Source organism: Hominenteromicrobium mulieris, assembly GCF_046197855.1.
GTDB lineage: Bacteria > Bacillota > Clostridia > Oscillospirales > Acutalibacteraceae > Hominenteromicrobium > Hominenteromicrobium mulieris.
In genome coordinates, this window is sequence record NZ_CP173188.1 from 1788930 (window position 1) to 1800984 (window position 12055).

13 protein-coding genes, 2 tRNA genes and 1 pseudogene are annotated in these 12055 nt (G+C 52.8%); 6 read left to right on the forward strand and 10 right to left on the reverse strand.

The window, feature by feature from the left end:
• The first annotated feature begins 82 nt into the window (after positions 1-82).
• The gene (locus ACI0CA_RS08640; RefSeq protein ID WP_446806926.1) at positions 83-586 is read left to right on the forward strand and encodes a single-stranded DNA-binding protein; all 504 of its coding nucleotides are present in this window, start codon (positions 83-85) and stop codon (positions 584-586) included.
• Positions 587-622: 36 nt separating this feature from the next.
• Positions 623-874: a 30S ribosomal protein S18 gene (gene rpsR / locus ACI0CA_RS08645; protein ID WP_176820518.1), complete on the forward strand. Its 252-nt coding sequence runs from the start codon at positions 623-625 to the stop codon at positions 872-874.
• A gap of 143 nt (positions 875-1017) precedes the next feature.
• Here the strand turns inward: rpsR and ACI0CA_RS08650 are convergent, their stop codons facing one another.
• Positions 1018-1509, reverse strand: coding sequence for a sprT domain-containing protein (locus ACI0CA_RS08650; RefSeq protein ID WP_316687476.1), 492 nt, complete (start codon positions 1507-1509; stop codon positions 1018-1020).
• Positions 1510-1614: 105 nt separating this feature from the next.
• On the opposite strand from ACI0CA_RS08650, the gene ACI0CA_RS08655 reads away from it, so the two are divergent.
• Positions 1615-2622: a glycoside hydrolase family 18 protein gene (locus ACI0CA_RS08655; protein ID WP_395591387.1), complete on the forward strand. Its 1008-nt coding sequence runs from the start codon at positions 1615-1617 to the stop codon at positions 2620-2622.
• A gap of 192 nt (positions 2623-2814) precedes the next feature.
• On the opposite strand, the gene ACI0CA_RS08660 is transcribed toward ACI0CA_RS08655, so the two are convergent.
• The 7 genes from ACI0CA_RS08660 to ACI0CA_RS08690 form a co-directional block, all read right to left on the reverse strand.
• A complete protein-coding gene (locus ACI0CA_RS08660; protein WP_308448464.1) occupies positions 2815-3273 on the reverse strand; it encodes a methyl-accepting chemotaxis protein in 459 nt (152 codons plus the stop codon).
• Positions 3264-3389 carry a hypothetical protein gene (locus ACI0CA_RS08665; RefSeq protein WP_308448465.1) on the reverse strand — a complete coding sequence of 42 codons (126 nt, stop codon included), beginning with the start codon at positions 3387-3389 and terminating at the stop codon, positions 3264-3266. Before ACI0CA_RS08665 ends, ACI0CA_RS08660 begins: the two co-directional genes overlap by 10 nt.
• Positions 3390-3832: 443 nt before the next feature.
• Positions 3833-5338, reverse strand: a complete 1506-nt coding sequence (locus ACI0CA_RS08670) for a serine hydrolase domain-containing protein (protein WP_308448466.1) — start codon at positions 5336-5338, stop codon at positions 3833-3835.
• A gap of 1 nt (position 5339) precedes the next feature.
• A complete protein-coding gene (locus ACI0CA_RS08675; protein WP_308448467.1) occupies positions 5340-6722 on the reverse strand; it encodes an MFS transporter in 1383 nt (460 codons plus the stop codon).
• Between the two features lie 131 nt (positions 6723-6853).
• Positions 6854-7717, reverse strand: coding sequence for a helix-turn-helix transcriptional regulator (locus ACI0CA_RS08680; RefSeq protein WP_308448468.1), 864 nt, complete (start codon positions 7715-7717; stop codon positions 6854-6856).
• Between the two features lie 29 nt (positions 7718-7746).
• Positions 7747-7992: a hypothetical protein gene (locus tag ACI0CA_RS08685; protein ID WP_308448469.1), complete on the reverse strand. Its 246-nt coding sequence runs from the start codon at positions 7990-7992 to the stop codon at positions 7747-7749.
• Positions 7993-8341: 349 nt separating this feature from the next.
• Positions 8342-8425 (reverse strand) — tRNA-Leu (locus ACI0CA_RS08690).
• A 158-nt stretch (positions 8426-8583) separates the two neighbouring features.
• Here ACI0CA_RS08690 and ACI0CA_RS08695 point away from each other — a divergent pair.
• The 3 genes and pseudogenes from ACI0CA_RS08695 to ACI0CA_RS08705 form a co-directional block, all read left to right on the forward strand.
• A complete protein-coding gene (locus ACI0CA_RS08695; protein WP_395507218.1) occupies positions 8584-9117 on the forward strand; it encodes a methylated-DNA--[protein]-cysteine S-methyltransferase in 534 nt (177 codons plus the stop codon).
• A 101-nt stretch (positions 9118-9218) separates the two neighbouring features.
• Positions 9219-9572 carry a transposase gene (locus ACI0CA_RS08700; protein WP_395507219.1) on the forward strand — a complete coding sequence of 118 codons (354 nt, stop codon included), beginning with the start codon at positions 9219-9221 and terminating at the stop codon, positions 9570-9572.
• 23 nt (positions 9573-9595) lie between these two features.
• Positions 9596-10396 (forward strand): annotated as a pseudogene (locus ACI0CA_RS08705) (IS3 family transposase); the annotation flags it as partial.
• A gap of 133 nt (positions 10397-10529) precedes the next feature.
• On the opposite strand, the gene ACI0CA_RS08710 reads toward ACI0CA_RS08705, so the two are convergent.
• Both ACI0CA_RS08710 and ACI0CA_RS08715 read right to left on the reverse strand, forming a co-directional pair.
• Positions 10530-10613: transfer RNA gene (locus tag ACI0CA_RS08710), tRNA-Leu, on the reverse strand.
• Positions 10614-10706: 93 nt separating this feature from the next.
• Positions 10707-12035, reverse strand: a complete 1329-nt coding sequence (locus ACI0CA_RS08715; RefSeq protein ID WP_395507220.1) for a carboxylesterase/lipase family protein — start codon at positions 12033-12035, stop codon at positions 10707-10709.
• Positions 12036-12055 lie beyond the last annotated feature (20 nt).

Below are 12055 nucleotides of genomic sequence, written 5' to 3' on the forward strand. Positions count from 1 at the left end.
TGAGGCTGTTGCAGCCGAGGCTGTCGAAGCAAACGAGTCCGCTGCTGAGTAAGTTTTTTGAAACGAAAGAGAGTTGTTACCTATGTTGAATGTTGCAGTTGTTATGGGCAGACTGGTTGCCGATCCTGAGCTTCGCCACACCCCGAGCGATGTTGCCGTTACCAGCTTCACGCTGGCGGTAGACCGCTCCTATGTTAAGTCCGGCACAGAACGTCAGGCTGATTTCATTGATATTGTCGCTTGGCGCAGCACCGCGGATTTTGTATGCAAATACTTCCGCAAGGGCCAGATGATGGCGGTTCACGGTTCCATTCAGACACGCACATATACAGATAAGGACGGCAATAAGCGCAAGGCGACTGAGATTGTTGCGAACGATGTCAATTTTGCGGATTCCAAACGCAGTGACAGCGGCGCAAATTACGGTGCCCCCTCCGCCCCGTCTTACGGCAATAATTACGGAAGTAACAGCGCAGCCGGAAATGAAATGCAGCGCCCGGCTTACAGCGAACCCGCTCCCACCTATTCAAGTGGTAACAGCGGAGATTTCGAGGAGATCATCGGGGACGACGACCTGCCGTTCTGATGATCTAACAACGACTAAGATAAGGAGGCTTTCGCAATGGCAGACAGACCGGAGAGAGATAATCGCCGCGGTGGTCGCAAGGGCCGCAGAAAAGTATGCAGCTTCTGCGTTGACAAAGCGGATTACATCGATTACAAGGATGTTGCCAAGCTTCGCCGTTTTATTTCTGAAAGAGGCAAGATCCTCCCCAGAAGAGTTACGGGAACTTGTGCACATCATCAGCGTGGCCTGACAGTCGCTATCAAGCGTGCTCGTCACCTCGCTCTCCTGCCCTTCAGCAGCGACTGATCGTGCAGATCTAATATCAGCGTACAAGGGAGATTTTCGTCGGAAGGTCTCCCTTTTGCTATCCCCCATTGATTTGCAAAACCCGCACTCTGTGCCTTTAACGGTACAGAATGCGGGTTTCTTTTAATTTACTTGAATCGTCATCAGAACAGACGAATGATCTTGCCGCCGCAGCCGCAATGGTACCGCTCCGGGTGCTGCACCACTGCCGTGAGTTTCATACGCGGAAACTGCCTTTTGCATTTTGTACATTGCAGCATATATTTCACCGGTTTCTCCTCGTACTCCACAAGTGCTTCCTTCGTCGTTGCCGTAATGCAATAGCTATACGCGTTGTTCATCTTACCTGCGTATGTCTTCCAAAGGAGCTTGTGATTCATGCAGCGCGGGCACGTGTGCAAAAGCTCATGCGCCAAAACGCTGCGCACACAATTCTCGTCCTTGTCCTCCAAATACGCTGAGACCTCGATTCGATATTCATATTTTTCGCCATGTAATCGCATACAGCGACCGTAGCGCTTTTTTGCGCGCGTGTTGATCTGTACCTCCGGCTCGATGTTGCCCGAGACCGGGATGCCCAGCGCACGCACTTCTTCGTAGATTTCTTTCATCAATGCGTTATAATCATACTTCATAAAGTTTCCTCGCTTTTCTTTATTTTACTACTATCTACTACGAAATAAAAGTGGTATAATTAAAAAGGAAAATCGTTTTCCTATCAATTTTTCGGAGGAATTTTCATGAAGTATTATTCGATCGGCTACGCCGTCAACGACGGTTTGCCGGAAGTTACACGCGAAGATGTACAGAAGCTCACCCACATGAACCTTGCGTTCGGTCTCATCAGCGAAAACGGCCTTTTGGATCTGCACCAGATGACACATCTCGATCTCATCCCGCAGTTCCGCGATTGGAACCCCGCTCTGCGCGTGGTGCTTTCCGTCGGTGGCTGGGGCGCAGGCGGCTTCTCCCTCATGTCCCGTACCGAAGAAGGCCGCCGCGCATTTGCGGAGTCTTGCCGCAAAGCCGTGGAGGAGTATCACCTCGATGGCATCGATATCGACTGGGAATACCCGTGCAGCGACCAAGCCGAGATTGACTGTGACTCGAGCGATAAACAGAACTACACAAAGCTCCTGCAAGCTCTGCGCGACGCCCTTGGCATGAACCGCATCGTCTCCACCGCTGTCGGCGCAGGTGATTATTTCCCGGAAAACACCGAAATGGACAAGGTCGCCGAGATTGTCGATTACGTGCAGCTCATGACCTACGACATGCGCAACGGCTTCACGCATCAGGCCGGCCACCACGCCTCCCTCAGTGCCAGCCGCGGCGATACGAGCAATACGAACACGCGCTACATCGTCGAGCTGTTCCACAACGCCGGTGTGCCGTACAATAAGCTCGTCGTCGGCGCAGCATTCTACTGCCGCCATTACACGGGCGCCGCAAACGTCAACAACGGCCTCCTGCAGGAAGCCAGCGCCGGTATGTACGGCCCGAACTACGACGGTCTCACCGAGGAGTTCCGCCGCGAGCATAACTACACGGAATATTGGGACGAGGACGCTGAAGCCGCATATCTCTGGAACGGCGAAACGTTCATCAGCTTCGAGTCCCCCGAGGCCATCCGCCGCAAGTGCGAGTATGTCAAGGAAAAGGGCATGCTCGGCGTCATGTACTGGGAGCACAGCGCCGACCACACCCGTGAGCTGCTCACTGTCATCGCAAAAACACTGAATATCTAAATTCTAACGGAAAAGGAGCCTGCGCGCATGAAAACCGCGTTCAGGCTCCCTTTTTACCGATAAAAACAAGAACTATCCCTGTTTTTGTAAAATAAAAGACCCATCGGAAATTCCGATAGGTCTTTTGGCGTGGCAGGGGCAGAAGGATTCGAACCCTCGGCACGTGGTTTTGGAGTGGATGTGGAAAAAGCATTAACGGACATACAACAGCCGGTTTTCCGCGCCCCTTATTTTAAAGGTAGCCACCAGGTTTTTCAGCATCTCCGCCTGGCCGGACAGCTCTTCGCTAGCTGCGGCGCTGCGCTGGGCGTTATCCGCGTTGCTGTCCACCACGCTTGAGATCTGCTCTATGCCATAGGCAATCTCTGCAGCGCCCTCCGCCTGGCGGCTGGTGTTTTCAGCAATACTATCGATGAGCCCACTCATCTCGTCAGCATGGGTAACCACTGCTAACATGGACTCCGAAGTCTCCTGCGCGGCCCTGGTCCCCTCATCTATAGAGCCAACGGTTTCACCCAGCAGGACCGTTGTTTCCCGGGCAGCCTCCGCAGACCGGCTGGCAAGAGAACGCACCTCTTCCGCTACCACGGCAAAGCCCTTGTCGGCTTCACCGGCCCTGGCTGCCTCTAGGGAGCCATCCGTCAGGGCCACACGTACAGCCCGGCGGGGTAGGCTTCGTTCTGGTCCACTGTGTGCTTGATGTATGCCTCCATCTCCGGGATGTCCATATCTCCGTATTCGATGGTATCCCGCTGTGTTTCCAGCATTGTAAGGGTCCTGTTCATCCACGCGCTGGTCTCTTGGATAGTCTTACCTGTAGTGGTTTGAAGCAGCTCTTCACTTTTTATCAAGAGTGCGTCAGACACTCTGGAATAGACTACTACAAGCAGCGCCGACACTGTTAGGACAACACTAATAACAATTGCCGAAACAAGCTTAGCCGTTATCCCCTTGGCCTTGCTGACCTTTTTTCGCAACTCGATTTTCTTGCATACCCTTATTCTCTCCTATCTTTCCCGCAGACTGCTGGGACAAAAATCACCTTGCCATATTCAATTTTGTGTATACACTTTTTGTGGAAAAAATCAACTGCTTTTCGGGCACCGTGATAAAGAAAGCGTGAGCAGCAAGCTATAGCATAAAACCGCAGCAGTGGAGAAGTTATCAAAAAAGCAGGCAGCGCTTTTCACGCCGCCTGCTCGAAGCAAGATCACTTTTGCGTTTCCCCGACGAACACCCTGTCCCGGAAGCACACGTTCCGGTCGCTGGTGGCGCCAAAGAGCTGGAACATCCCTTTCACCCCGTCGGTGACCCACAGGAAGAGCTTCTCCCCATCGAATTGGAATTTCCAGGTCTGGTAATGGCCCGTTTCCCGCCAGCAGACTGTGAGTAGCAGGGTATCCTGGTCCACCCAGGTGTGGTGGGCAGAGTAGGACCAGGCCCGAGAGCGCTGTTCCGGCCCCCGCAGGGGGCTGTTGCTGGGGATCTCAATGGCAAAGGTCGTCTCCCCGTGCCGATCCGTTACGCAGGAGCTCTCCAGAGACTGGATGCCGTCCACGGCAATGGCCAGCCGGCTGTTTGCCAGCTGCAGCCGGAGCTGGTGCTGCTCCTGACTGTCTACTGATTTTAAGAGGTATGTCTTGTCCTGCAGCAAGGCCTGCAAATAGGAGGAGCTTGGCTCATACACAGCAGGGGCTTCCCATTGGCAGAGTACCTTTTGCAAATGCTCATAGGCCCAAGCATCCCGCCCCTTTTGGGGATCTGTCAAGTTCGCAAGCAGGTATTGTTCCACCAGAGGGAAGACCCGAGTGCCGTCGATTTCTTCCGCTGTGGTGACGATGACCATGTCCTTTTGTGGAAACACCATAATATACTGACCAAAAGCGCCGTCCGCCCGGTAGCTGCCGGAGTTGTTTTCCCAGATCTGATAGCCGTACCGCTGGCCCCAGCCGGCGCAGCCCTGTCCCAGGGTGGGGACGTGGGGAGCGGTGGCCTCATCAATCCACTCCTCCGAAAGGAGCCGCTGGCCATTCCATAGGCCCTTGTTCAGGTAGAGCACGCCCACCTTGCACAGATCCCTGGGGGCGATAAGCAATCCCCAAGCACCGGTGTTTACTTTGCCGTTGACGTCCCAGCACACGTCGGTGATTCCCAGGGGTTCAAAGAGCTTCTCCTGCAACCACTGAAACAGGCTCTTACCCGTTGTCCGGCTGATGACCTCCGAGAGCATATAGGTGCCGCCGGAGTTGTACACAAAATGTTCCCCCGGCGCGTAAGCCATTTTCCGGGTGAAGAAGATTTCCGGCCAAGGGGTGCCCTCGCTGTTGCACATATCCCCTACGGTGTCCCGTTCATGGCCGGTACTCATGGTCAGCACGTCCCGCAGGGTGATCTCCCTTGCTCGGGGGTCCATGTCTAGGTCTTTGCATTCCGGGAAATAGTCCAGCAGCGGGTCGTTCACATTCACAAGACCCTCCTGCACGGCGAATCCAATGGCTGTGGAGGTGAAGGTCTTGCTCACCGAGTACACCAGCCGCTTATCGCTGGCCCGGAAGGGATAGCGGGCGGCATCCACCACGGCTTTCCCGTGGCGGATGATGTGGAGCGTGCGCAGCTTGTAGTGGGCCTTGTCGCACTCCTGCAGGAAGTTCGCGACGTCGATAGAGGAAATGCCCACGTCCTCCGGTAAGTAGAAACGGTCGAATAAGTCTGCCAAGTTATTCCGCCCCTTCCTTTCTCATGTTGGCCACCTCTTTGTCGGCATCCATCCGGCTGCTGAACAGCACCAGCAAAATACTGCACACCAGGGGGATTACGGCGTAGCCCACAGTCTCCATCACCCGGGTGAAGGAGGACTGGGCCAGGCCTGCGTTGGCCGCTTCGCCGCTGTAGCCGCCAATGGCCAGCACAGCCGCCACGCCCACGCTGCCCAGGAGCATTCCAAACCGCATGCCGAATTGGGCGATGCTGGTGGAAAGGCCGGAGAGGTCGGTTTTGTTTTTTAAGTTGATGTAGTCAGCCACATCGGCGGTAGCGGTACCCAGCAGCACACCAAAGAAAGCGCTGCCAATGCCGTACACCGCATTGCCAATCAAAACGAAGACCAAGTTGGGGACGATCATCAAGGCGTAGCCCACCACCTGGAACAAGGAACCCAGTACAAGCACCTTTCGCTTGCCCAGCTTGGCATTGGCAATAGGTACAATGCCAAACAGGCAGCAGAGGATACCAGGCACCAGCTTTGCATAGCTGATCTGGGTCATGTAGCCGGCATCGCCCAGTACATCACGCAGGAAGTAGATGGCCATAGAGCCGAAAATCATACCGGCAAAGTTGTAAGTGAGGAACATACCAAACAGCGGGAGGGCGTATTTGCAGCCAAAGACATACTTCAGCTGGGTTTTGACGGGCAGAGAGGGGCGCTTCCGGGCCGCGCTGAGCTGCTGAGCGGCTTCGGCCCACACCTCCGGGGTCTCCCGGCAGATAATGCCGGTGAGGAAGGGCAGGATAAAGCCAATGGAGCAGAAAATCAGGCTCAGACCGAAGTAGCCTTTTTCATAGCCGCCAAAATACATAAGCACCGGCACGCCGTAGGCACTAACGATCAAGTTGGAGATCTGTCCCAAAAGGCCGCCCAAGTTAGTGACCTTTGCTCGTTCCACAGAGTTGGAAGTTATCTTGATGAGCAGGGTGGCGGTGGCGACACTGATAACGGCGCCGAACACAGCTACATGGAGCAGGTAGTTTACAAACACCCAGATCATCCGCCCGGTGGGGCTGAAGCTGGTAGGGGTGTTAAAGATCAGGAACACGGGCAGGGCCACAAAAAAAGCGGTGCCCAGGATCCAGGGGCGGGCCTTACCTATCTTGGTGTGAGTCATGTCAATGAGGAAGCCGCTCAGGCCTTCTGTAACGGCGTTGATGATCCGGGCAGCGGTCATCATGGCGGTGATGAAGCCCATGGAAAGCAGCAGGTTGTCCGTCAAATAGATGGTGAGGAAGCCGCCCATAATGCCGGCAATGCAGCTGGATCCGCAGCCGTTGAGGGCAAAGCCGATCATTTGCGACACAGGGAGCTTATCTTGTTTCTTTTCTGTCATTTTTTCAATCCTCCAAGTCGAAGAAATGCGGCAGGCGGTGCGCGCACTCCGCTTGCAGCTATACTATTAGAATACCACGGGGAGAGTTGAGAAAATATGGCGGAATTGACTGCTCTTTAGGGAGAAATTGACTAATCTTGCCGAAAAAATGGATTTTGGGTAATTTCTTTTCGATAATTTCTAGGGGTACAGCCATAGTATTTTCGGAAACATTGGATAAAGCTGCCTTCATCGGCAAAGCCCGTTTCCAGGGCGATTTCCGAGATTTTTTTGGATGTCTGAGCGAGCAGCTGCTCTGCCTGAAGAACCCGGTATTTGGCTAGGTATTGGGAGAAAGTGGCTCCCGTATACTTTTTGAAAAAGCGGCAGAAATACTCTTTCGAGAAGAAAAACTGCTGCGCCATCTGGGCGGTGTTCAGGGGCTCGCTGTAATGGTCATGAATGTAAGTCAGGATCCCCTCCAGCTTTCGAAAGGGCTCCTGAGAGGTGCTGTCTTTGGCCCGGTCCCGTTCCTGGCAGCACTGGGTGAGCAGGACATAGACAATCTCGCAGATCTGCCGGAGGACAAGCACTGACAGGAAGGGAGTACCCTCCTGCTCATACCACTCGTTAAGCGCAAGGATCAGGGATTGAATTTTCGTATTAGCCTCCTCTGTGAGGACGAAATAGCATGTATCGAAATTGGGGATCAGGCTTTTTAAGAAGGAGTAGCTGATTTGCAGCGTGATGCCGGTGATGGCAAAGCCGTCTGTGGCGAAATAGGGGATGGAGGAGTGGACCTCCCGGCTATTGACCAGCACAATGTGCTGAGGTGTCACATCTTCCACCCGGCCGTTGATAAAAAAGCGCGAGGAGCCTTCAAAAGCTGTATTGATCTCCAATTCCGGATGCCAATGGCTTTTGACAATTTGGCTTCCCGGCCTGGTGTGCCGGATGATGAAGCCCGGGACAGCTCCGTATATCTCCACTTTTTCAAAAATGCCGTGGTCGGGCATGGGAATCAGCTCCTTCCTGTGTTTGTTAATTATACCGGAATCCGTCGAATATAGTACCCTTTTTCTTTACCGACCCAGTTCCACATGACCTCGTAACCAAGCTCATTGAGAACAGCGATATCTTTTGTCAGCGTCCTGCGCTCACACGAAATGCCCATATCTCCAAGCTTGTTGCAAATCTGACTTGTGGAGAGGGGATTCTGCTCATCCGTCTCTTGACGAAGAAGCTCAAGGAGCTTCAGCAGCTTATATTTCAGCCAGTTTTCCTGTGCCATTTGCCATCTCCAAGGGTATTCCTTCAAAAAGGTATAAACTATTATTAAACATTATAGCACAAATCCCGTCGATTTACAAGGTTTTGCTGTCACTTTTCCGCGACATCTCTGTGCTTTCCCGAATTCAAATCCCGTCGGGTGCTGTTTTGCCAACTTCTTTGCTGCGCAAAGAAACGCGAAAAGTAACACGCCAATTTCACTGCCTAAAAGCAAAAAACAGGGGCTGGCGCGGCCTCAATGACCGTTCCAACCCTTGTTTCAGCGGTATTTTCCTATATTGAGGGCTATTTTGCCTCGAAAAGCATGAAAAAACCTCTCTAGTCTTGGTAGACAAAAGAGGTTTCTTTCGTGGTGCGCGAGACGGGACTTGAACCCGTACGTCATAAACACACGCCCCTCAAACGTGCCTGTCTGCCAATTCCAGCACTCGCGCTCAACAATATGTATTATAGCACAAGCCATGCTGTTTGTCAACTGTTATTTCTCAAAACGCAAAAACATGTCCGTTTTTTGCATTTTACCGCAAAATGCTGGTGAAAAAGGTCAAAACATGCTATACTGCATATAACAGGAACATGGGAGGAAAACACGATGACGTACACAAAACACTATACGTCGCCGCTTGGCATGATCTTGCTTGCGGCAGATGACGCGGGGCTTACAGGGCTGTGGTTTGAAGGCAGCAAGTATTTTGCGGCAGAGCTGCCGAAGGAGCACACAGAACAGGACACACCCGTTTTGCTCGAAACCACACAGTGGCTCGACGTATATTTTGCCGGAAAAGAACCGGATTTCACGCCACTGCTGCACCTCGTCGGCTCGGATTTTCGGCAGGCGGTTTGGAACATCCTGCTCTCTATCCCCTACGGCCGGACGATGACCTACGGCCAGATTGCAAAGCAGCTTGCAAAAAACACCGGGATAGACAAAATGTCCGCACAGGCGGTTGGCGGTGCGGTCGGGCACAATCCAATCTCAATCATCGTCCCCTGCCACCGCGTTGTGGGCGCAAGCGGCAGCCTGACCGGCTACGCCGGCGGCCTTGATAAGAAAATCGCGCTGTTGGAGCTCGAAAAAACCGACACCGCAAGATTTTTCCGCCCGAAAAAGGGTACGGCGCTGTAACACGCCCTTACACTAGAATAAACGAAAAGATCCTCCGTTATTGAACAGCACCCCATTTGTTAGACAGTATGATATAATGTCTAACAGGTGGGGTGATTTTAATGCCAAAGGGAGTACCAAACAAACGATACACGCCGGAATTCAAGAAGCTGGTCGTGGAAACCATGATGAAAGAAAAGATGAGTTACAGAGAAACGGCTCGACAATTTGAAATCAGCAATCATCACAGAGTACAAGACTGGGAACGAATCTATCTGACGGAGGGTCCAGAAGGTTTTGCCATCGAACGGCGTGGCCGCGGCAGTAAGAGCCGTCCGCCAAAGCCGTTGCCGAAGCAGGTAGAAGAAGATCTGCTGGCCGAAGTGCAGCGACTGCGTGCGGAGAACGATTACCTAAAAAACTTGCAAGCCTTGGTTTTGGAAGACGAGCGACGCCGGCACAAAAAACGCAGGTAGTTCAAAAGCTAAGGCAAAAACACGCACTCAGTATTCTGCTCTCAATCGCTCAACTGCCCCGTGCCACTTTCTACTATCATTTGAAGCGGATAAACAGTGTAGATAAGTATAAAGCTGTCAAAGCGGAGATCACGGCCATCTACCATGAAAACAAAGGAAGATACGGCTATCGCCGCATTACAACAGAACTTCACAAGCGCAATTTCCTCCTGAACCACAAGACTGTCCAGCGGCTGATGAAGGAGCTGGGCTTGGTTTGCCGTGTCAGGATGAAGAAGTATCGCTCTTATAAGGGAGAAGTGGGCAAAATCGCACCAAATCTGCTAAATCGGGATTTCCATGCCGAAAAGCCGAATCAGAAATGGGTCACGGATGTGACAGAGTTCAGTTTGTTCGGAGAAAAGCTCTATCTGTCCCCGATTCTCGATCTGTGCAGCAGCGATCTGGTCAGCTATACCATCTCTGCGCATCCTGTTCTGAGTATGGTTACGATTATGCTGGATAAGGCTTTTGAGAAGATACCGGATGGAACCGGGTTGATCCTTCATTCTGACCAGGGCTGGCAGTACCAACAGATGCTCCGGGAGAAAGGTGTTCGCCAGAGCATGAGCCGCAAGGGAAACTGTCTGGACAATGCTGTGATAGAAAATTTCTTCGAGCTGCTCAAAAGTGAGCTGCTGTATTTGCAGGAGTTTCGCTCCATGGAACACTTCAAACTGGAACTGATCGAATATCTGGATTACTACAACAACTGCAGGATCAAGGCAAAGCTAAAGGGCTTGCCGCCTGCAATTCACAGACAGCAAGCCCTTTCGGCTGCTTGAACAATTCTTACTTCAAAATATTGTCTAACTTTTTGGGGTCACTTCATATGCCTGCGGGAGATCTTTTTGCTATAAAAACCAAGCTAAATGTAAAATAAAAGACCTATCGGAATTCCCGATAGGTCTTTTGGCGTGGTGCGCGAGACGGGACTTGAACCCGTACGTCATAAACACACGCCCCTCAAACGTGCCTGTCTGCCAATTCCAGCACTCGCGCTCAACAAGTGATATTATAGCAACAAACAGGCAAATTGTCAAGACTATTTTAAAAGAAACTTGAATTTTTGTAAAAAACCGGATTTGCGTCGGTTTAATCCTCAACGATGATGGCGTTTTCTTCTTTGACTTCTTCCGCAAGCAGCATGCGCACGGGGTGCTCGGCAGTATACGGTTGCCATGTGGGCAAGCCCTCCCCATTCGGGTCGCCAGTCTTTGCGAAGTTTGCCCAGTAGGAGGACATTGCAGCTTCAAGCGTATAGTCGCACGGTTCCCACGGGCGCCAGCATCTGTTCATCGTGTGGAAAACATACCACAACTCGGACGAATGGAACGCACCTGCGTTGTCGCCCGGCAACTGACGGTTGAAGAAATAGATGTAGCTCGGGCATCTGCCGAGTTTATTCTGGTTCTTCGCCCAGCGCACGGCGCTCTTTTCGAGAATTCTCTCGCCCGCTGCGATGTCGCCGCCGGTGCAGCCGATCATGTAATCGATGTCGTGCGCATTGCCGGAAAGCGCCACTTCGTCTACGGAAGCCTTCAGCAGCACGTTATCAACAACGGGCTGCCACGCAAGACCGCTTGGGGACTGGATGGTATACTGCACCTCAGCAATCTTTTCTGCCGGGACAGCGCGCATCTCTTCGATGTTTTTCGCGCCGAGCTTTTCCATCAGCTCTTTGGAGGACTTCACGCGCATTTCAACGGAAACATCGTGCGAAAGGCCGCCGAGGCCGCCTGCGCTCTGCAAAACAGCGCGCTTAATCTTGCCGCGCGTCAAATCGGACGAAATAAGCGTCTGCACGCTCATGCAGCCTGCAGACTGGCCCGCTGCCGTGATGCAGTCCGGGTCGCCACCGAACGCTGCAATATTCTCGTATACCCAGTCGATCGCTGCAACTTGATCGTAAATACCGTAGTTGCCGCTGATGCCCTCGGGATTTTCGGCATCGAGCTCCGGATGCACAAAGAAGCCGAGTGCGCCGACACGGTAGTTGATGGAGACGAACACCACGCCGTTTTTCGCAAACTGCTCGCCGTCGAACTCCTTTTCCGCGCCGCTGCCATGCGTGAACGCACCGCCGTGAATCCAGAAGAACACGGGCAACTTATCGCCCGGCTGCGCAGATGCAGGCGTCCAGATGTTCAGATACAGGCAGTCTTCGCTCTGCTTTAGGTTTTCATCACTGTAAAATTCCTTGCCGTAGAGATCCATTTTGGACAGATCAGTCTGCGGTGCTTTGGCGGAGAACTCCAGTGCGGGGCGCACACCCTCCCACTTTGCGTGCGGCTGCGGACGCTTCCAGCGCAGCTCGCCGACCGGCGGTGCAGCATACGGCACGCCCTTGAAGATCACGCTTTGTTTATCATCGGAAAACGCACCTTCGAGTGCGCCTTCTTTGACGGTTACGATCGTATTCATTGAAACTTCCTCCCAGGGAT

Coding starts and splice junctions, on each gene's coding strand:
- ACI0CA_RS08675 (WP_308448467.1), bottom strand. CDS start 6,722: ATGACAGAAAAGAAACAAGATAAGCTCCCTGTGTCGCAAATGATCGGC.
- ACI0CA_RS08715 (WP_395507220.1), bottom strand. CDS start 12,035: ATGAATACGATCGTAACCGTCAAAGAAGGCGCACTCGAAGGTGCGTTT.
- ACI0CA_RS08640 (WP_446806926.1), top strand. CDS start 83: ATGTTGAATGTTGCAGTTGTTATGGGCAGACTGGTTGCCGATCCTGAG.
- ACI0CA_RS08665 (WP_308448465.1), bottom strand. CDS start 3,389: ATGCTGGAAACACAGCGGGATACCATCGAATACGGAGATATGGACATC.
- ACI0CA_RS08685 (WP_308448469.1), bottom strand. CDS start 7,992: ATGGCACAGGAAAACTGGCTGAAATATAAGCTGCTGAAGCTCCTTGAG.
- rpsR (WP_176820518.1), top strand. CDS start 623: ATGGCAGACAGACCGGAGAGAGATAATCGCCGCGGTGGTCGCAAGGGC.
- ACI0CA_RS08680 (WP_308448468.1), bottom strand. CDS start 7,717: ATGCCCGACCACGGCATTTTTGAAAAAGTGGAGATATACGGAGCTGTC.
- ACI0CA_RS08695 (WP_395507218.1), top strand. CDS start 8,584: ATGACGTACACAAAACACTATACGTCGCCGCTTGGCATGATCTTGCTT.
- ACI0CA_RS08700 (WP_395507219.1), top strand. CDS start 9,219: ATGCCAAAGGGAGTACCAAACAAACGATACACGCCGGAATTCAAGAAG.
- ACI0CA_RS08650 (WP_316687476.1), bottom strand. CDS start 1,509: ATGAAGTATGATTATAACGCATTGATGAAAGAAATCTACGAAGAAGTG.
- ACI0CA_RS08655 (WP_395591387.1), top strand. CDS start 1,615: ATGAAGTATTATTCGATCGGCTACGCCGTCAACGACGGTTTGCCGGAA.